General features: G+C 69.4%; 18 protein-coding genes. 15 read left to right on the top strand and 3 right to left on the bottom strand.

Going from position 1 to position 18,342, the window contains the following annotated elements:
• The first annotated feature begins 173 nt into the window (after positions 1–173).
• The 9 genes from ssd (at position 174) to E1P53_RS10270 (ending at position 5,859) form a co-directional block, all read left to right on the top strand.
• Positions 174–1,244, top strand: a complete 1,071-nt coding sequence (gene ssd, locus E1P53_RS10310) for a septum site-determining protein Ssd (RefSeq protein ID WP_131734254.1) — start codon at positions 174–176, stop codon at positions 1,242–1,244.
• On the top strand, positions 1,241–2,440 hold the full coding sequence (locus E1P53_RS10305; RefSeq protein WP_131734253.1) for a TadA family conjugal transfer-associated ATPase: 1,200 nt from the start codon (positions 1,241–1,243) through the stop codon (positions 2,438–2,440). The genes ssd and E1P53_RS10305 overlap by 4 nt, the downstream gene beginning before the upstream one ends.
• Complete coding sequence (locus E1P53_RS10300; RefSeq protein WP_006901564.1) at positions 2,437–3,282, top strand: type II secretion system F family protein; 846 nt, start codon at positions 2,437–2,439, stop codon at positions 3,280–3,282. The genes E1P53_RS10305 and E1P53_RS10300 overlap by 4 nt, the downstream gene beginning before the upstream one ends.
• Positions 3,279–3,893 carry a type II secretion system F family protein gene (locus E1P53_RS10295; protein WP_131734252.1) on the top strand — a complete coding sequence of 205 codons (615 nt, stop codon included), beginning with the start codon at positions 3,279–3,281 and terminating at the stop codon, positions 3,891–3,893. The genes E1P53_RS10300 and E1P53_RS10295 overlap by 4 nt, the downstream gene beginning before the upstream one ends.
• 146 nt (positions 3,894–4,039) lie before the next feature.
• A complete protein-coding gene (locus E1P53_RS10290; RefSeq protein WP_109238467.1) occupies positions 4,040–4,255 on the top strand; it encodes a DUF4244 domain-containing protein in 216 nt (71 codons plus the stop codon).
• Between the two features lie 56 nt (positions 4,256–4,311).
• A complete protein-coding gene (locus tag E1P53_RS10285) occupies positions 4,312–4,656 on the top strand; it encodes a TadE family type IV pilus minor pilin (RefSeq protein WP_371830995.1) in 345 nt (114 codons plus the stop codon).
• On the top strand, positions 4,653–5,024 hold the full coding sequence (locus tag E1P53_RS10280; protein WP_006901554.1) for an Rv3654c family TadE-like protein: 372 nt from the start codon (positions 4,653–4,655) through the stop codon (positions 5,022–5,024). The genes E1P53_RS10285 and E1P53_RS10280 overlap by 4 nt, the downstream gene beginning before the upstream one ends.
• A 262-nt stretch (positions 5,025–5,286) precedes the next feature.
• On the top strand, positions 5,287–5,532 hold the full coding sequence (locus E1P53_RS10275; protein WP_131734251.1) for a hypothetical protein: 246 nt from the start codon (positions 5,287–5,289) through the stop codon (positions 5,530–5,532).
• Between the two features lie 39 nt (positions 5,533–5,571).
• Positions 5,572–5,859 carry a hypothetical protein gene (locus tag E1P53_RS10270; protein WP_230823834.1) on the top strand — a complete coding sequence of 96 codons (288 nt, stop codon included), beginning with the start codon at positions 5,572–5,574 and terminating at the stop codon, positions 5,857–5,859.
• On the opposite strand, the gene E1P53_RS10265 is transcribed toward E1P53_RS10270, so the two are convergent.
• Both E1P53_RS10265 and sftH read right to left on the bottom strand, forming a co-directional pair.
• Positions 5,856–6,407, bottom strand: a complete 552-nt coding sequence (locus tag E1P53_RS10265) for a hypothetical protein (protein ID WP_131734250.1) — start codon at positions 6,405–6,407, stop codon at positions 5,856–5,858. The two genes, E1P53_RS10270 and E1P53_RS10265, sit on opposite strands and share 4 nt — an antisense overlap.
• Complete coding sequence (gene sftH, locus E1P53_RS10260) at positions 6,400–8,727, bottom strand: DNA 3'-5' helicase SftH (RefSeq protein WP_131734249.1); 2,328 nt, start codon at positions 8,725–8,727, stop codon at positions 6,400–6,402. The genes E1P53_RS10265 and sftH overlap by 8 nt, the downstream gene beginning before the upstream one ends.
• 336 nt (positions 8,728–9,063) lie before the next feature.
• On the opposite strand from sftH, the gene E1P53_RS10255 reads away from it, so the two are divergent.
• The 3 genes from E1P53_RS10255 (at position 9,064) to topA (ending at position 13,316) form a co-directional block, all read left to right on the top strand.
• Positions 9,064–9,267, top strand: a complete 204-nt coding sequence (locus tag E1P53_RS10255) for a cold-shock protein (RefSeq protein ID WP_004022110.1) — start codon at positions 9,064–9,066, stop codon at positions 9,265–9,267.
• Between the two features lie 180 nt (positions 9,268–9,447).
• Positions 9,448–10,032: a hypothetical protein gene (locus E1P53_RS10250; RefSeq protein ID WP_131734248.1), complete on the top strand. Its 585-nt coding sequence runs from the start codon at positions 9,448–9,450 to the stop codon at positions 10,030–10,032.
• A gap of 182 nt (positions 10,033–10,214) precedes the next feature.
• The gene (gene topA, locus E1P53_RS10245; protein WP_131734247.1) at positions 10,215–13,316 is read left to right on the top strand and encodes a type I DNA topoisomerase; all 3,102 of its coding nucleotides are present in this window, start codon (positions 10,215–10,217) and stop codon (positions 13,314–13,316) included.
• Between the two features lie 47 nt (positions 13,317–13,363).
• Here topA and E1P53_RS10240 read toward each other — a convergent pair whose 3' ends face one another.
• Positions 13,364–14,821, bottom strand: a complete 1,458-nt coding sequence (locus E1P53_RS10240; protein ID WP_131734549.1) for an adenylate/guanylate cyclase domain-containing protein — start codon at positions 14,819–14,821, stop codon at positions 13,364–13,366.
• A 171-nt stretch (positions 14,822–14,992) separates the two neighbouring features.
• On the opposite strand from E1P53_RS10240, the gene E1P53_RS10235 reads away from it, so the two are divergent.
• From E1P53_RS10235 to E1P53_RS10225, 3 genes are all read left to right on the top strand, one after another.
• Positions 14,993–16,279: a DNA polymerase III subunit delta' gene (locus E1P53_RS10235; RefSeq protein WP_131734246.1), complete on the top strand. Its 1,287-nt coding sequence runs from the start codon at positions 14,993–14,995 to the stop codon at positions 16,277–16,279.
• 383 nt (positions 16,280–16,662) lie between these two features.
• On the top strand, positions 16,663–17,511 hold the full coding sequence (locus tag E1P53_RS10230; protein ID WP_131734245.1) for an ABC transporter ATP-binding protein: 849 nt from the start codon (positions 16,663–16,665) through the stop codon (positions 17,509–17,511).
• Positions 17,474–18,277, top strand: a complete 804-nt coding sequence (locus E1P53_RS10225) for an ABC transporter permease (protein WP_131734244.1) — start codon at positions 17,474–17,476, stop codon at positions 18,275–18,277. The genes E1P53_RS10230 and E1P53_RS10225 overlap by 38 nt, the downstream gene beginning before the upstream one ends.
• Positions 18,278–18,342: the final 65 nt, after the last annotated feature.

The raw sequence follows: 18,342 nt of genomic DNA, 5'->3' as shown, positions 1-18,342 counted from the left end.
CAGCCCCGGGCTCCTCCCCCCTGGCCGGGGTTGTCTTCTATCTGCGGTCTTTTTACCCGGCACTTCTCCGATGCCGAACGATCTCTCCACAGGGGTTCGCAGCGCGCCTTCTGTCGTCCACAGCCGTCGTCTGATCGCCGTTGCGCGTCTCCGGGCGGGCGAGGATCGCTGTCATGTACGACGACCAGCCGATGTGTGATCTCCTCGTCCTCGTCGGCCCGGACCTGCATGACGACGTCGCGCGATGTGCGGCGGCGGCCGGGTACCGGGTCCTCTCCGTGCCGGCCGGCGACTGCCGTCGGGAATGGCTGACGGCTCGGGCGGTCGTCGCCGACCCGGCGGCGGTCGCCGAACTCGGCCGCATCCGCCCGCCACGGCGGGATGCCTTCGTCCTGGTCGCCACCGGCGATCCGGGCGGCGACATCTGGCGTTCGGCGATCGACCTCGGCGCGACCGACGCCGTCACCCTGCCCGCCGACGAGAACGACCTGGTCAGGGCCCTGACCGGTTTCCGCGTGCCGCGCCGGCACCCGGCAGGCGTCGTCGCCGTGATCGGGGCGCACGGCGGTGCCGGGGCATCGACCCTCGCCGCGGCGGTCGCCCTGACCGGGGTGGGACGGGGTTCACCGACACTCCTGCTCGACCTCGACGACGTGGCGCCGGGTGCGGATCTCCTGCTCGGCATCGAACAGCGCCCGGGACTCCGCTGGCAGGGCCTGTCCCTCGACGGCGGCGCCGTCAGCGGCGCGGCTCTCCACCGGGCGTTGCCCCGTGCCGAGAACGACCTCGTCGTGCTGACCTCGGAACGGGTGCCGGCTGCCGGCATCTCGCCGGAAGCGGTCACCGCGGTCATCGACGCCGGCCGGACGAACGGGGACCTCGTCGTCCTCGACGTGCCCCGGTCCGACTCGGCGGTGGTGCGGGCGGCGATGTCGTCGGCCGATCTCGTGGTGCTGGTCTCGACGCCGACGGTGGGTGGCTGCGCGGCCGCGCGCCGGGTGCACGCCCGGCTGATCGGGAACACCGTGGCGGTCGAGCTCGTCGTGCGGGGGCCATCGCCCGGTGGGCTCCGTCCGGCCCGGGTCGCCGCGGCGATCGGCGTTCCCCTCCTGGCCGCCTACCGCCCAGATCCGAGGCTTCCGATGCGTCTCGAGAGCAGCCCCCTCCGGGTGAGGCCCCGGAGTCCGTTGGGTCGGGCAGCGTGGGCGGTCCATTCGCGCGTCACCGGTGGGAGGGCCGCATGAGCCGCATGCAGGCCGACGACGCTCTTCTCGACCGGGTTCGCGCGCGACTGGCGGCCGAGTCGGCCGACCCGGACCCGGCGGTGATCGCCGAGGCGATCCGCGCCGAGGCCGGGGGAGTCCTCGGCGACACCGACCTGCTCTCCGCGCTGCGCTTCCTCCAGACCGAGCTGACCGGGGCGGGCAAACTCGAGCCGCTGCTCGCCGAGCCCGACATCGCCGACATCCTGGTCAGCGGTCCCGACGAGGTGTGGGTCGACCGGGGACAAGGGTTGCAGCCGACGGACATCCGGTTCCCCGACGAGGCGTCGGTCCGTCGTCTCGCGGCGCGACTGGCGCTCGGCGCCGGCCGACGGCTCGACGACGCCCAACCCTGGGTCGACGGGCAGCTCTCCGGTGTCGGGCGGCGCGGCTACACGGTGCGCCTGCACGCGATCATCCCGCCGCTCGCCGCCGACGGGAGCTGCATCTCGTTGCGCGTCCTGCGGTCGGCCACAAAGGATCTCGACGGTCTCATCGAGTCCGGTGCGATCCCCGGTGAAGTGGTCGGGACCATCGACGAGATCCTGCGATGCCGGTTGGCCTTCCTGGTCGTCGGCGGCACGGGCTCGGGCAAGACGACGCTCCTGAATGCGCTCATCGGTGCGATGGACCCGCGCGAGCGGGTGCTGTGCGTGGAGGACGCACTCGAACTCGCGCCCCGGCATCCGCAGGTCGTCCGTCTCGTGGCGCGTGCGGCCAACGTCGAGGGAGCCGGCGAGGTCGGCGTGCGCGTGCTGGTCAGGCAGGCCCTGCGGATGCGTCCCGACCGGATCATCGTCGGCGAGGTGCGCGGCGGCGAGGTGATCGACCTGCTCACCGCGCTCAACACCGGGCACGACGGGAGCGCCGGCACGGTCCACGCGAACTCGACCGCCGAGGTCCCGGCACGGATGGAAGCCCTTGCCGCGCTGGGCGGTATGGGCCGTGATGCGCTCCACAGCCAGCTCGGCGCGGCACTCCAGGTGATCCTCGGCGTGGCGCGTCGCGGCGACGGAACGCGCGGACTGGTCGAGATCGGCGTGGTGCGCCGAAACGCCGACGGGAGGGTCGAGATCGTGCCGATCTGGCAGCGCGACAACGGGTTCACAGCCCACCGCCGAATCTTCGACGCCATGATCGGCGCTCGTGACCCGGACACGCGTGGGCGGACGACGTGAGCGTCGCCGTGCCGCCGGTCGCTCCGGTCCTGGCGGCGCTGGGTGCGGCGGTGCTCCTGTGGGCGCCCGCTCGGGCCGAGCTGCGCGTCGGTGGCCTGTTCGGGCCGGACGCCGCACGGCGAAGAGCGGATCTCACGAGCGTCCTCGCGGTGGGGGTGCCGGTGTCGGCGCTGGTCTTCGTCGGAGTCGGGCTCGCGCTGGCGACGGCGATCCTGGTGGCGGTCGTGGGGTGGATTCGCCGGCGCCGACGCTCGGAGCGCGACCATCAGCGCAGGCTCGACGACCTGCTGATGGCGTTGTCGCTGATGATCGCGGAACTCTCGGTCGGCGCGCCGCAGGTCCACGCGTGCGAGGTCGCGGCCGCCGAACTCCGCCGCCGCGCATCGGACGATGCGAACAGGTCCGAGATCGCCGACGGGCTCGAGGCGATGGCGTGCCGGGCCTCGCTGGGCGGTGCGACGGTCGAGGCGGTCGAATCGGGAGACGAGGCGCTCGAGTCGGACGCCGCTTCCTGGCGGCGCATCGGAATCGCTTGGCAGACAGCAGAACGGCATGGATTGCCGATGATCGACATGCTGACCGCGTTGCGGTCGGATCTGTCGGCCCGCCGCGGCTTCGTCGACCGCACGCGTGCAGGCCTCGCCGGACCGCGGGCGACGGCGATGGTGCTGGCCGGGCTGCCGTTGCTCGGAATCGCACTGGGGCAGGCGACCGGGGCGGATCCGCTCCGGGTGCTCATGGGCGAAGGCCTGGGCGGAATCCTGCTGGTGGTCGGGTGCGGGTTGGCTGCCGCGGGCGTGGTGTGGGCGGAACGGATCACGGGAAAGGTCCTGGCGCGATGATCGCGATCGCCGTCGCTGCGGTGCTCGTGGCCGTCGGGTTGTGGCTCTGGCCGGAACCCCGGTGGAACCTGTATCGGGTGATCGACCCACCGCCGGTGCCGGACCGGTCCCCGAGGTGGCTTGGGGCGGGACCGCCCGCGAGCGATCCGTTTGCGGTCGCTGCGGCCCTCGACCTGTTCGCGGTGTGCCTGCGGGCCGGGTTGCCGGTGGGCACCGCGGCGACGGCGGTCGCGGATCGGGCGCCGGGGGCTGTCTCCGGCCCGCTGCGCAGGGTTGCCGAACTCCTGCAACTCGGTGCCGACCCCGACACCGCGTGGTCGGCGCTGCTCGATGACCCCGCTGCCGGCGACATCTCGGGCGACGAGCACCTCGAGGCCCTGGCCGCGCTGGCGAGACGGTCGGCGCGCGCCGGCTCGTCGTTGGCGGGTGGCCTGTCCGAGCTGGCCGACGACGTGCGACGCCGGGCGCACGACGACGCACTGGCCGCCGCCGAACGCGCCGGGGTGGCGATCAGCGGTCCGCTGGGCCTGTGCTTTCTCCCGGCATTCATCTGCCTCGGGATCGTGCCGGTGGTCGTGGGTCTGGCCTCTACCGTTCTCGGTTCGTTCTGAGGTGGCGGTTGCCGGACCGCAGCGGTGGCGGCGGTCCGAGCTCGTCAGACAAATCGCTGGATCCGATCGGCGCTTGGATGCGTCCAAGTATGTGCACCGATTCGGTGTCCCCATCCGGACAACCCACTCGACTCACAGGAGATCTCGTGACACATTATGCTTCTCGCATCCTTGACCAGGTCGGCGCGCACGTCACCCGACTCGTGACCGACGAGGACGGCATGTCGACCGCCGAATACGCAATCGGCACGATTGCGGCTGCGGCATTCGGGGCCATCCTCTATACGGTGATCACCGGGGACAACATAGTGAGTGCGTTGACCGGGATCATCGGGAAGGCGCTCAGTACCTCGGTCGGATGATGCTGTTGCGTGGCTGTCGATCTCGACTCTCGCATCTGGCCCGCGACGAGTCCGGGATGGTGTCCGTCGAGGCGGCGTATGCGATCGCTGCGATCGTCGTCGCGGCGTTGCTGGCGATCGGCGCGATCTCCGGTGTGACGGCGCAGATCCGGTGTACCGACGCCGCGCGCGAGGCCGCACGGTTGACTGCGGCCGGTGACGACTCGGCACGTGAGATCGCGAAGGGTCTGGCTGGTGACGAGGCGGTGGTCGACATCTCGGAAGAGGGTGAGCGGGTGATCGTTCACGTTCGGACGTCGGTGGCGCTCATGCCGGGGCTGACCCTGTCGGCACGAGCCGTGGCAGTGAGGGAACCGCGCGGTGAGGATCAGGTCGTGTTCGCGCCGGGGGCCGAACCGTGAGGTCCATTCGCGGTCCGGCCGCCGACGAGGACGGAAATGCGACGGTGCTGGGCGCGTTCGTGATTGCGGCGATCGCGGCGGTTCTCGTCCTGGTGATCTACGTCGGTGCAGCCGTTCTCGCTCGCCATCGAGCGCAGTCGGCAGCCGATCTGGCTGCACTGGCGGCTGCCGTGGACCACGCCGGAGGAGGTGCCGATCCCTGCGGCCAGGCGCGTTCGCTGGCACGGGTACAACGTCCGCGGGTCGAGGTTGTTTCGTGCCGCATCGACGGGGCCGACGCCGTGGTGTCGGTGCGGTTGTCAGTCGAACTCGGTGGTTTCGGGACCGGTGAAGCGATCGCAGTCGCACGAGCGGGGCCGGTCGAGTGACGCGGCCAAAGGACCCGGCGTAGGTCGGGGACCGTTGGCGCATCAGAGTTGCTGAACCCAGTTCAGTGCTGGGACTTCCGCCGGGTTGGCCTCCGGTGCAGAGTCCGTCCCTGCGGCATGCGATCACGGTCGCCTCACCCGGCGACACCGTGAGGGGATTCGCGCCGAATGCGACATGTCTGGCCTGGGATCTCGAGGGTGTCGCGAACCCGTCTGACATGCTCCACAGGACAGGCGATCACGTCGATTAACCGGGGCGCGCTTGGTCAAGACGACCGGGTTCACCATCCCCGGACCGGCCGGGATCACCGTCCGTCAGTTCGCGACACTGCTGAACTCAGAGGAACACGGCCAGGTCGAGATCTTCACTCGCATCGAGATCGGAGCCGCATCGGGCAGGCGCGGTGTGCGCAGGATGTTTCAGCGGCCGAGTTCTTGTCCGATCATCCCCGACGTCGAGCACCCCGGGCTGCCGGACCTGCCCGACTCGGCCTTCGTCGGTGACTGACCGGCACCACGAACACCGCAAACGAGAAGGAGTTTCACCGTGACCCACGCTGTCGAACACCGCGGCGCGCATCGCGCTGCCGAACCCGCGCAACCGAAACCGCCGAAGCACACCGAAACCCGCACCTGGGTTCTGTTCGCGCTCGGATGCGTCCTGCTGCTGCTGATCGCCGCGAACCTCACGCACTTGTCGGAGTGGGCGGTTCGGTGGGGGCAGATCCCGGTATTCCTCGCCTTCTTCCTGCTCATGTCGCTGGCGGGCCGGTGGTTCTGGGCCGGGTGCGACGCCATCATCGGCCGTCTCCGACGCGGTGACGGAGAGGGCTAACCCCTGTTGTCGTCGTCGACGACGATCTTCTTCGGGTACACCCGCACCGATCGCACGGGGGCGAACCACAATTGGTGGAAGTGCACGTTCACATCGCCGCGGTAGGCGAGCTCGAACGAATCGGTCCCGATGTGCAGCGGGATCAGCGAACGTGCCGCCCGCACGAACGACGACCAGTGGATCAGCTCGCCCTCGGTGAGGAATCCGCCTGCGGCAGCCCACGTCTGGCCGGTCTGCGCGTCCGATCCGGCCAGGTAGACCTCCCCGAGTGCGGGCGTGATCCGCGGACCGATCATCGCGGTTTGCAGGTACCACTGCGCGGTCGTCACCACGGAGGTGAACCCGCCCGACCGGGCGGCGCACCAGCCGTGGTGGAGGTCGAGCGCGTCGAGCGCTTCCTCCTCGGAGAAGAAGACGTCGCGTTCGCCGATGGAGGAGGGGAGTGTGTCGGTGTTCTGGGTCGGGCGCGCGAGCAGGAAGAAGGCGCGTGACGGCCGGGTCACCAGCCGCTTGGTGCCGACCCCATGATCGGGTGCCTCGTCATGCATGAGCCAAGTATTGCCGAGATACGAGCTCGAGGACGGTCACTGCGCCATCTTTGTCGAGCGGGTCATTCCCGTTGCCACACTTCGGACTCTGGACGCACGACGGGCAGCCGCTCTCGCAGCCGCAGCTCGCCACGGCGTCGCGGGTGGCATCGATCCAGGTGAGGAACGCGGCGTGCCCCCGTTCGGCGAATCCGGCACCGCCCATGTAGCCGTCGTAGACGAACACGGTGGGCAGCCCGGTGTCGGGATGCAGGTCGGTCGACACGCCGCCGATGTCCCAGCGGTCGCAGGTCGCGACGAGCGGCAGCAGGCCGATGGCGGCGTGCTCGGCGGCGTGGAGCGACCCGGGCAACCTCGCCTCGTCGATCCCCGCGTCGGCGAGGGCCTCCGGGGTGAGGGTGTACATGACGGCCCGCGTGTGCAGCGTCTGCGCGGGCATGTCGAGCTCCACCGCGTCGAGCACCTCGCCGCTCCGCAGGGTGCGCAGGTAGCCCACCACCTGGTGGGTGACGTCGACATCCACGAAGGCGACGGTGAGCGCCCCGAACGTCCGGCTGTCGATGACCGACGTGATCGAGATGTCGGTGGTCTCGCGGGCCGAGGTCGTCCAGTCCGGGTCCTCGGGGTGGGCCAGGGCCAGGCCGTCGTCGAGGTCGAGTTCGTCGACCAGATAGGTCTCGCCCTGGTGGATGTGCACGGCACCCGGGTGCACGGTCGACATCGCCCGCCCGGTGTCGACGGTGCCGAGCACCTGCGAGGTCGTCGTGTCGACGATGAGGACCTGCCCGCCGATGCCGCCGCGGATGTCGACCTCGGCGTGGGGTTCGACGCCGGCGGCGACGTACCAACCGGCCTTCCTCTTGCGCAACAGCCCTTCCGCGGCGAGATCCTCGGCGACGTAGCGAGCGTCCCAGGAGTCGATCTCGGCGTCCGACAGCGGCTTCTCCGCGGCCGCGCACAGCAGGTGGGGTCCGAGGATATAGGGGTTCGACGGGTCGGTCACGGTGGCCTCCACCGGCTTGTCGAGCAACGCCGATGGGTGGTGCACGAGGTAGGTGTCGAGCGGGTCGTCGCGCGCGACGAGCACCACCAGGGAGTCGCCCGACTCGCGCTGTCGGCCGGCGCGGCCGGCCTGCTGCCAGAACGACGCGACGGTACCCGGATAGCCGCTGACGATGACCGCGTCCAGTCCGCTGATGTCCACGCCCAGCTCGAGCGCATTGGTGGTCGCCACGCCGATCAACTCGCCGTCGTTGATGGCCTGCTCGAGTTTCCGCCGGTCGTCGGCGAGGTAGCCGGCCCGATACGCCGCGACCCTCGACACCAGCTCCGGGGCGCTGTCCGCCAACAGGTTTCGCGCCGTGAGGGCGGTCAGCTCGACGCCGCGCCGGCTCCGTGCGAAGCACAGGGTCCGGGCGCCCTCGACGACGAAGTCGGCGAGCAGTCGTGCGGCCTCGGCGCCGGCCGAACGTCGGACCGGGGCGCCGTTCTCCCCGGTCACCGCAGGCAGGAAATCGGGTTCCCACAGTGCGACGGTTCGCTCCCCGCGCGGCGAGGCGTCCTCGGTGACCGCGACCGCGGGCTCGCCGATCAGACGGCTCAACGCCTCCGCGGGCGCGGCGACGGTGGCGCTGGCCCCGATCACCGTCGGGTTGCCGCCGGCGGCGCGCGCGATCCGCAGCAGCCGGCGCATCACCAGTGCGGTGTGCGAGCCGAAGACCCCGCGGTAGTGATGGCACTCGTCGACCACGATGTAGCGGAGGTTGCGGAAGAACTGCCGCCACTTGGCGTGGTGGGACAGGATCCCGATGTGCAGCATGTCGGGGTTGGTGAAGATCCATCGCGAGTGCACCCGCGCCCACTGCCGGATCTCCGGATCGGTGTCGCCGTCGTAGGCGCACGGCTGCAGGTGCCCGAACTCGGGTCGCCCGGAGATCACCGCAGTGACCGACCGGATCTGGTCGGCGCCCAGGGCTTTGGTCGGCGCAAGGTACAACGCGGTGGCGTTCTTCTCCGTCAACAGGGTTGACAGAATTGGCATTTGGTAGGCCAGCGATTTGCCGGATGCGGTCCCGGTGCAGATCGCGACGTGGCGACCGGTGAAGGCCGCGTCGGCCGCCTGCGCCTGGTGCGTCCAGACCCGCTCGATCCCGTTGTCCGCGTAGGCCTCGCGGAGCGGCTCCGGCACCCATTCCGGCCAGTCTGCGAAAGCCTCACGGCGCGACGGGATTACCGAGAGGTGGGTGAGTGGGGAACTCTCGGGATCGGTGCCCGCGAGCGAGCGTGCGAGGAGATCTGTCCCGAATGTGGAGTACTGCATTTTATTGACGGATGTTCTTCAAAGTGGTGCCGACGCCTAGGGTCTGGGCCGGTCGGATGGTACTGGCGGGTGTCATGGATCTGAAGTTTGGCGAGGTTTTTGTTCAACTTGGTTGGTGCGACTATCGCAACCGGGCGGAACGTGATTGACTGGGCTCGGCCGCAGCTTTCGCAACCCACCGGCGGTGGGCGAACAGCGTGTTGCAGCCGTGGTACTGAGGCTAGTTTGGCGGATCGACGCAGATCATCGCGGGGCTCTTTGAGGTATGGCGGTCAACCGGCCACGACGGGGTGACCCATCTCGTCGCGACAGTTGATATGTAAAGGATTGCAAGACATGGCACAGGGAACTGTGAAGTGGTTCAACGCGGAAAAGGGCTTCGGCTTCATCGCTCCGGATGAGGGTTCCGACGACGTGTTCGTCCACTATTCCGAGATCCAGGGATCCGGTTTCCGCACCCTCGAGGAGAACCAGCGGGTGGAGTTCGAGGTCGGCCAGGGCACCAAGGGCCCGCAGGCGACCGGCGTGCGCGCCGTCTAGAGACTCCTGGGCAGCTGCGGAGCCGCAGCCTGCCGACAACCACTCCCGTCCCGATCCGTCGAGACGGGAGTGGTTCGTTTTTCCGGCGTCGCCTCTCGGGGATGCCGGGCGGAGGGATCGAGCACGAACCGCCGGGGCCAAAGAGCGGTTCGGGCGCCTGTGAGGCCCTAACCTCGAACCGTGGGCCAGTTGTCGTTCTTCTCCGCAGAGACCGAGGAGCCTGCGTACTCCGATCTCGAGGGGTTGCTCGCCGCCCACGGCCAGACGGTTCGCTCGGAATCCGGTACGCGGGTCTCGATCGTGGTCGCCGACCGCTGGCGCGCGGAGCAGATCGTCGAGCAGACGCGGGCCGCCGGTCTCGAGGCCGAGGTGACGACCTCCGACGAGGGCACCCCGCTCGCGCGCACCGCCCCGTCCCACGACCTCGACGCCCTGCATGCCGCGTGGTCGACCGGTGCGGTGAAGTCGATGCCGGCCGGTTGGGTTCCGACCTTCCGCGCGCTGCGCCTGTGGGTGATCGCCGCCGGCCACTCCGACGAGGGGCGCTATGAGCTGGGACTCGACCCGCACGCGCCCGAGACGCACGCAGACCTGGCGACCGCGCTCATGAGGGCAGGCATTGCGCCCACGCTGGTGGGCACCCGGGGCAGTTCCCCCGCGCTCCGGATCACCGGTCATCGGCGTCTCGCGCGACTCCATGAATACGTCGGCCCTCCGCCGTGCCCGGCGGCCGTCGCGGACTGGCCCGCCGCCGAATTGCATTGACGGCCGCCTCGGCGGCGCCCTGACCTGGGCGAACGTCGTTGATCGAGGTGTGGATCGGGATATTCTGCGACCCGCCGCGGAATTCGGATGTGCAAACAGCGCTATACATAAGGTACAAACCCATCCAACACACCTGAACTCCAGCGCAGGACGTTTTACCCAGTCAAACGAAGGACGCCCCGGTGGCCGAGACCAGCACCGCATCCCGCTCAAGTGGGGGAATCCGACGACTCGTGATCGTCGAGTCCCCGACCAAGGCGCGCAAGATCGCCGGTTACCTGGGGCCCAATTACGTGGTGGAGTCCTCGCGCGGCCACATTCGCGACCTCCCGCGCGGAGCCGCCGACGTGCCCGCCAAGTACAAGGGTCAGCCGTGGGCGCGACTCGGCGTGAACGTCGACGAGAACTTCGAGCCGCTGTACGTGGTGTCCCCGGACAAGAAGTCCACCGTCAGCGAGTTGAAGTCCTTGCTCAAGGACGTCGACGAGCTCTACCTCGCCACCGACGGTGACCGCGAGGGGGAGGCCATCGCGTGGCACCTCCTCGAGACGCTCAAGCCCAAGATCCCGGTCAAGCGGATGGTCTTCCACGAGATCACCGAGCCGGCCATCCGGGCGGCGGCCGAGAACCCCCGCGACCTCGACACCGACCTCGTCGACGCCCAGGAGACCCGCCGCATCCTCGACCGCCTCTACGGCTACGAGGTGTCGCCGGTCCTGTGGAAGAAGGTCATGCCGAAGCTGTCGGCGGGCCGTGTGCAGTCGGTCGCCACGCGCATCATCGTCGAGCGGGAACGCGAGCGCATGGCGTTCGTCTCCGCCGACTACTGGGACATCGCCGCGACCATGGACGCCGGCGCCGACGCCAGCCCCCAGACGTTCAAGGCGCGCCTGGTCAACGTCGACGACAATCGGGTCGCCACCGGTCGCGACTTCGAGTCCACCGGGCGGCTGAAGAAGTCCGACGGGGTCATCGTCCTCGACGCCGACCGCGCCGAAAGCCTGGCCGCGGGCCTGCGCGGGGTCACCATGACCGTCACCTCGGTCGAGGAGAAGCCCTACACCCGTCGCCCGTATGCGCCGTTCATGACCTCGACGCTGCAGCAGGAGGCCGGCCGCAAGCTGCGGTTCACCTCCGACCGCACGATGCGCATCGCGCAGCGGCTGTACGAGAACGGCTTCATCACCTACATGCGTACCGACTCGACGAGCCTCAGCGAGTCGGCGATCAACGCCGCCCGCGCACAGGCCCGCGAGCTGTACGGCCCGGACTTCGTCCACCCGACTCCGCGCCAGTACACCCGCAAGGTGAAGAACGCGCAGGAGGCGCACGAGGCGATCCGTCCGGCCGGCGAGACCTTCCGCACCCCGGGCCAGGTCGCGGGCCAGCTCGACACCGACGAGTTCCGGCTCTACGAACTCATCTGGCAGCGCACGGTCGCCTCGCAGATGGCCGACGCCAAGGGCACCACCATGAGCCTGCGGATCGCCGGCACCGCGTCGACCGGTGAGCGCGCCACGTTCGCCGCGTCCGGCCGCACGATCACCTTCCCGGGTTTCCTGTCGGCGTACGTCGAGACCGTCGACGAGCAGACCGGCGGTCAGGCCGACGACGCCGAGAACCGCCTGCCGCAGCTCACCGAGGGCCAGACGCTCACCGCGACCGAGCTCACCGCCGACGGCCACTCGACCAATCCGCCGGCCCGCTTCACCGAGGCCTCGCTGGTCAAGGTCCTCGAAGAGCTCGGCATCGGCCGCCCGTCGACCTACGCGTCGATCATCGGCACCATCCAGGATCGCGGCTACGTGGTGAAGAAGGGCAACGCCCTCGTCCCGTCGTGGATCGCGTTCGCCGTGGTCGGGTTGATGGAGGCGTACTTCGAGAGCCTCGTCGACTACGACTTCACCGCGACCCTCGAGGACGACCTCGACCGCATCGCGACCGGCAACGAGGACCGAACCCGCTGGTTGTCGGAGTTCTACTTCGGCGAGGAACGCCCCGGCACCAACGACGACGGCAAGTCCGCGCACTCCGAGATCGCCAAGTACGGCGGACTCAAGAAGCTCGTCGGCGTGAACCTCGAGGAGATCGACGCCCGTCAGGTCAACTCGATCAAGCTCTTCGACGACTCCGAGGGGCGTCCGGTCTATGTGCGCGTCGGCCGGTTCGGGCCCTACCTCGAGCGCGACCTGAACGCGACCAAGTCGGGCGAGGACGTCGAGCCCGATCTCCAGCGCGCCAACCTGCCCGCCGACATGACCCCCGACGAGCTGACGCTCGAGGTCGCCGAGAAGCTGTTCGCGACGCCGCAGGAGGGTCGCTCGCTCGGTGTCGACCCGGCGACCGGCCACGAGATCGTGGTCAAGGAGGGCCGTTTCGGCCCGTACGTCACCGAGATCCTCCCGTCCGACGACGATGACGACGAGGGCGACGACGCGCCGCTGACCATCCCGGCCGGCCCGACGCCTCGTGACGGCGGCGGTACGTCTGCGGAGCCGGGCGACGCCGACGTCGTCCCGCTCGATGCGCCCGGCGGCGGCACCGCGACCAAGACCAAGCCCGCGGCCAAGAAGGCCGCGAAGAAGGCCACCAAGAAGGCTGCCGGTCCCAAGCCGCGCACCAGCTCGCTGTTCAAGTCGATGGACATCGCCACGGTGACCCTCGACGACGCGCTGAAGCTGCTGTCGCTGCCGCGGGTCGTCGGTGTCGACCCCGAGTCCGGCGAAGAGATCACCGCCCAGAACGGCCGCTACGGCCCGTACCTGAAGAAGGGGACGGACTCGCGGTCGCTGACCAGCGAGGAGCAGCTCTTCACCATCACGCTCGACGAGGCGCTGAAGATCTACTCCGAGCCCAAGCGCCGGGGTCGTCAGGCCGCCGCGCCGCCGCTGCGTGACCTGGGCGCCAACGACGAGGTCAGCGGCAAGCCGATGGTCATCAAGGACGGCCGCTTCGGGCCGTATGTGACCGACGGCGAGACCAACGCCAGCCTGCGCAAGGGCGACGAGGTCGACTCGATCACACCGGAACGGGCGATGGAGCTGCTCGCGGATCGTCGTGCGCGGGGCCCGGCCAAGAAGGCGGCGAAGAAGGCCGCCAAGAAGGCGCCGGCGAAGAAGGCCGCGAAGAGGACGGCTGCCAAGAAGGCCACCGCCAAGAAGACGACCGCCAAGAAGACGACCGCGAAGAAGACCACCGCGAAGAAATCTGCGGCCAAGAAGACCGCCGCGAAGAAGAGCGCGGCCGACGCTGCCGCGGAGCCAACCGAGTCGTCGGAGAACTGAGCCGCCGAAGCCCGGTGACCCGACGCGCAGGAGCCCGCGGGCCGACGTCAGTCCCGCTGGTAGGGCTCCATGTGCGGGCGGGCCAGCAGTGTCTCGATGCCGCGGCCGCGGAGTTCGACGCCCTCGCCGATCTCCCAGTGTTCGGCCTCCTGATGCGAGGCGAGGAACACCGCGCGCGCCGAACCGAGGACGCGGGTGGGTTCGTCCTTGGCCAGCTCGGTGAGTCGGGCCGCCTCGTTCACCGGATCGCCGATGACGGTGTACTCGAGGCGCTGCTCGGCGCCGATGTGACCGGCGATCGCCTTGCCGGCGGAGACGCCGATGCCGATGTCGGTGTCGCCGAGGGCCTCCAGCTCGGTGCGCAGTTCGCGGGCGGCGGCCAGGGCGCGTCCGGCGAAGTCGTCGAGGTCGAGCGGTGCGCCGAAGATCGCCAGCGCGGCGTCACCCTGGAACTTGTTGACGAAGCCGCCGTGGCGTCCCACCACCGCGACGACGACCCGGAAGAACTGGTTGAGCAACTCCACGACCTCGCGCGGGGGACGGTTCACCGCCAGCCGCGTCGACCCGACGATGTCGACGAACAGCACGCCGACATAGCGTTCCTCCCCGCCGAGTTCGGTGCCCTGCTCGATGGCGCGTCGGGCGACGTCCTCACCGACGTAGCGACCGAACAGGTTGCGCAGCTGCTGGCGTTCGCGCAGGTCGGCGACCATGTCGTTGAAGCCGGCCTGCAGCAGACCGAGGTCGCTGCCGTCGTAGATCTTCACCGCGACGTTCAGATCGCCCTCGGAGACCTTCGCCTGGGCCTGACGCAGCTGCTTGATCGGGTCGTTGATCGCGGCGACGACGCGGGCGATGGCGATCACGCTGAACGCCAGCGCGGAGGTCGCCATCCACAGGATCGGCCGTTCGAGTCCGGTCGAATCGCCTTCGAAGATGCCCAGCCGGTGCAGCACGATCAGGCCGATGATCACCGCCATCGGCGCCACCACGCTGATCACCCAGAACACGGTGATGCGGGTGGTGACGCTCGGCGCGATCGCGTCCTCGGGGTTGTTGGCCATCGCGGCGACGGTGATCGGACGCAGCACCTTCTCGGCCTGCATGTAACTCAGCGCGCAGGTCACCATGGCGCCGATCGCGGAGGCGATCGCGACGATGAACGCGTTCTTCGACGACACCGTCATGTTGACCAGCGTGAACAGCGTTCCGCCCACGACCCACAACGCCGCGTTCACCACGGTCAGCAGGGAGGGCAGGGCGAGGGCGCGTCGTCGGGCCGCCTCGTTGTCGAGTCTGGTGCGGCGCCGGTGCCACAGGAGCACGGGCAACGACAACTGGATGGAGGCGTAACCGCCGATGACCATCGCGATGAGCAGGTAGCCCGCGAAGATGACCTGGTTGAGCGCGGTGATCTCGTCGAGGCTGATCGAGTCCTGCAGCGGCATGCCGAAGCGCAGGAACGCGAAGGTGAAGAGGGCGCCGACGAGATTCGCCCGGAGCATGTCCAGTGCGAGGATCGGCCACGGGGTGTGGATCAGCCACCGGCCCAGGTGCAGGACCTTCGACCACCGTGACCTCTGTTCCACCACGGTGACTACGGTAGCTGGCTGCTTGCAATTGTTAAACAGCGTTCCTGCGCGAGGCCTGTCCGAACTGCGGTTTAGGGTGTCTTTGTGACCAATGTCTTCGACCAGCTGACCGGGCAGGACGCGATCGCGGACGAGCTCCGCGCCGCTGCGCGGGCCGCTCGGGTGCTCGCGCAGCGCCTCGACGCGGGCGACTCCGAGGGTCTGTTCGTGCCCGACGACGAGATCCCCGGTGTCGACGCGGGCTGGTCACGCGCGTCGATGACCCACTCGTGGCTCTTCACCGGGCCGCCCGGCAGCGGCCGGTCGGTGGCCGCGACGTGCTTCGCCGCCGCCCTGCAGTGCCAGGCGCCCGATCCGGCGGACATCGGCTGCGGCGAGTGCCGCGCCTGTGTGACCGTCATGGCCAAGACCCACGCCGACGTCCGGCACGTCGTCCCGGAGGGGCTGAGCCTCGCGGTGAGCGCCATGCGCGACATCGTCCAGGCGGCCTCCCGGCGCCCCGGCACCGGCCGCTGGCAGGTGGTGATCGTCGAAGATGCCGACCGGCTCACCGAGCAGGCCGCGAACGCCCTGCTGAAGGTCGTCGAGGAGCCGCCGCCGCGGACCGTGTTCCTGCTGTGCGCGCCCTCGGTCGACCCGGAGGACATCTCGGTGACGCTGCGCTCGCGGTGCCGGCACATCGCGCTGGTCACCCCGACCACCGCGGACATCGAGCGAGTCCTGGTCGAACGGGACGGACTCGATCCCGAGCAGGCCCACTGGGCGGCGTCGGTCTGCGGTGGCCACATCGGTCGCGCGCGCCGTCTCGCCACCGATCCCGACGCGCGGGAGCAGCGGGAGAAGGCCCTGTCCCTGGCCCGGGCCGCCACCCGGGACTCCACCGCCTACGCCGCGGCGGAGGAGCTGGTGAAGTCCGCGGATGCCGCGGCCAAGGCGATCGCCGCCGAACTCGACGAGGCCGAGACCGAGGAGATGCGGACCGCGCTCGGTGCCGGTGGCACGGGTAAGGGCACCTCGCGGATGCCGCGCGGCACCGCAGGCGCGCTCAAGGAACTCGAGAAGCGACAGAAGTCGAGGGCTACCCGCGTGGGCCGCGATGTCCTCGACCGCGCACTCGTCGATCTCGCGGCGCTGTTCCGCGATGCCCTCGTGGTCAGCGTCGGAGCGAGGGTGACGCCGATGCACCCCGACAAATCCGACGACATCACCATCCCGATGGCAGGCTATGCCCGCCCGGAGCAACTTCTGCAGTGTGTCGAGGCGGTGCTCGACTGCCGCGAGGCCCTCGACATGAACGTCAAGCCCAAGTTCGCCGTCGACGACATGGTCGCCCGCATCGGGTTGGCGTTGAAGCGGCAGGTCGACGCCTAGGACGAGGACACCTAGGACGAGGACACCTAGGACGACGATGCCCGGGGTCGATCCCCGGTGCCGATCCCCGGGGAGTGCCGCAGGTCGGCCGGTGACCCCGTTCGTCCCGCTGTCCCCCTCGTCGGGCCGGTTGGGAGTACCACCTCGGCCGGCCTCGTCGCCGCGGAGACGACCGGCGCGGGTGTCGACATCGTCGACCTCGACTCCTATCACCCCGCGCCCGCATACACGGAGATCTCCGCCGGCTGAGTGGCCGGCTCGGGCGACGGCGCCCGTCGCTCGAACGAACAAGCGGATCGGACGCGGGGTCGGTGGCGTACGGCGTTGCGACTCTTACGCGTTGGTAATCAGGAAGCAACACAGCATCCTTAACGTCTGCGGTCATGACACGCCCGCTGGGTACGGGGATCGACATCTCCGGTCTGACCAAGACGTTCACCACTCGTTCGCTGCGCGGCAGCTCGACGGTGACGGCGCTCTCCGATGTCTCGCTGGCCACCGCCGAGGGATCGTTTCTGTCGCTGCTCGGCCCGTCGGGGTGCGGCAAGTCGACGGTGCTCCGGATTCTCGCCGGCCTGGAGGAGGCCACCGAGGGCACCGCGCTGATGAACGGCCAGTCGCCGCGCGAACTCCAGCGAAACCATGAGCTGGGCATCGCTTTTCAGGACTCGGCATTGCTGCCGTGGCGCTCGGTGGAATCCAACATCAAGTTGCCGCTACAGGTCGGGGGGATGCCCGTCGACGACGACCTGGTCACCGACCTCATCGAGCTCGTCGGGCTGAAGGGCTTCGAGAAGGCCAAGCCGGCGATGTTGTCCGGCGGTATGCGCCAACGTGTCTCGATCGCCCGCGCGCTCGTCGTCAAGCCGACGGCACTGTTGCTCGACGAACCGTTCGGCGCGCTCGACGACATGACGCGGCAACGCCTCAACCTCGAGTTGTTGCGGATCTGGACCGAGAAGCCCGCCACCACCCTGATGGTCACCCACGGCATCGGCGAGGCCGTGTTCCTCTCCGACGTCGTCGCGGTCATGAGTCCGCGCCCCGGTTGGGTCGTCGAGGTCGTGCCGATCGACCTGCCGCGCCCACGGGTCCCGGAGATGATGCGCACGCCGGAGTTCCACGAACTCCACGATTACCTGTCGGGCCTGCTGTTCGGGAAGGTCACCGGGGAGCACGGGGCCGCGGACGACGATGCGTCGGAGATGGTCGCGGAGGGCGTGGGTGGCTAGATCCGGGGCGGGTCGATGGCCGGCCGGACTCTTCGGGATCGTCGGGCTCGTCATCGTGTGGTGGATTCTCGGTGCGATGGAGGCATTCGGCGGCACCATCCCGACGCCGTGGTCGGTCCTGACGGAGATGGGGGAGACCGGCTCCGCCTACTATCTCGACAATTTCTCTCTCACAGTCGAACTCGCGTTCCGCGGGTTCCTGTGGGGCAATGGGTTGGCGATCGCGCTGGCCGTGGTGGTGATCCTCTTCCCGCCGGTGGAGGGGCTGGCCACCCAGCTGGCGATCCTCTCCTATTGCACCCCGATCATCGCCGTGGCGCCGATCATCCAGGTCGCGTTCGCCGAGGTGACGACGATGATCGTCTTCCTCGCCGCGATCTCGGTGTTCTTCACGACGATGATCGGCACACTGTCGGGCCTGCGATCGCCGCACCAGGGCAGCCTCGACCTGATCAAGGTGTACGGCGGCGGGCGCGTCGCGCAACTCTGGCGCGTCCGGTCGGTCGCCGCCCTGCCGAACACGCTGGCCGCCATCAAGATTGCCGCTCCCGCAGCGGTTCTCGGTGCGGTACTCGGTGAGTTCCTGGCGATGCCGGAGACCGGGGCCGGGCCGGCGATGATCATCGCCCAACAGAGTGGCAACATCCCGCAGGTGTGGGCGATCGCCCTGATGAGCGGCGCAGTCGCCGGTATCGGCTACGCGATCATCGCGGTGATCGCCAGGTACGTGACCCGTTGGTCGACCGGAACGGCGGCAGCACGATGAGTACCGATGTGACGGGCCCGGCGGCCACCACCGGCCCGGTCGGGGTCGAGCCGAAGAGCAGCGCG

The organism is Gordonia paraffinivorans, from assembly GCF_900683595.1.
Taxonomy (GTDB): domain Bacteria; phylum Actinomycetota; class Actinomycetes; order Mycobacteriales; family Mycobacteriaceae; genus Gordonia; species Gordonia paraffinivorans.
The sequence above is the reverse complement of the archived record's forward strand: the minus strand, read 5'-3'. Positions and strand labels throughout refer to the sequence as shown.

Bases quoted from the DNA above. Each gene is read 5' to 3' on its own strand.
- ssd (WP_131734254.1), top strand. From the start codon at position 174: ATGTACGACGACCAGCCGATGTGTGATCTCCTCGTCCTCGTCGGCCCG.
- E1P53_RS10240 (WP_131734549.1), bottom strand. From the start codon at position 14,821: ATGCTCCGGGCGAATCTCGTCGGCGCCCTCTTCACCTTCGCGTTCCTG.
- E1P53_RS10285 (WP_371830995.1), top strand. From the start codon at position 4,312: ATGGTGTCCGTCGAGGCGGCGTATGCGATCGCTGCGATCGTCGTCGCG.
- E1P53_RS10225 (WP_131734244.1), top strand. From the start codon at position 17,474: ATGCGTCGGAGATGGTCGCGGAGGGCGTGGGTGGCTAGATCCGGGGCG.
- E1P53_RS10265 (WP_131734250.1), bottom strand. From the start codon at position 6,407: ATGCATGACGAGGCACCCGATCATGGGGTCGGCACCAAGCGGCTGGTG.
- E1P53_RS10295 (WP_131734252.1), top strand. From the start codon at position 3,279: ATGATCGCGATCGCCGTCGCTGCGGTGCTCGTGGCCGTCGGGTTGTGG.
- E1P53_RS10230 (WP_131734245.1), top strand. From the start codon at position 16,663: ATGACACGCCCGCTGGGTACGGGGATCGACATCTCCGGTCTGACCAAG.
- E1P53_RS10305 (WP_131734253.1), top strand. From the start codon at position 1,241: ATGAGCCGCATGCAGGCCGACGACGCTCTTCTCGACCGGGTTCGCGCG.
- sftH (WP_131734249.1), bottom strand. From the start codon at position 8,727: ATGCAGTACTCCACATTCGGGACAGATCTCCTCGCACGCTCGCTCGCG.
- E1P53_RS10255 (WP_004022110.1), top strand. From the start codon at position 9,064: ATGGCACAGGGAACTGTGAAGTGGTTCAACGCGGAAAAGGGCTTCGGC.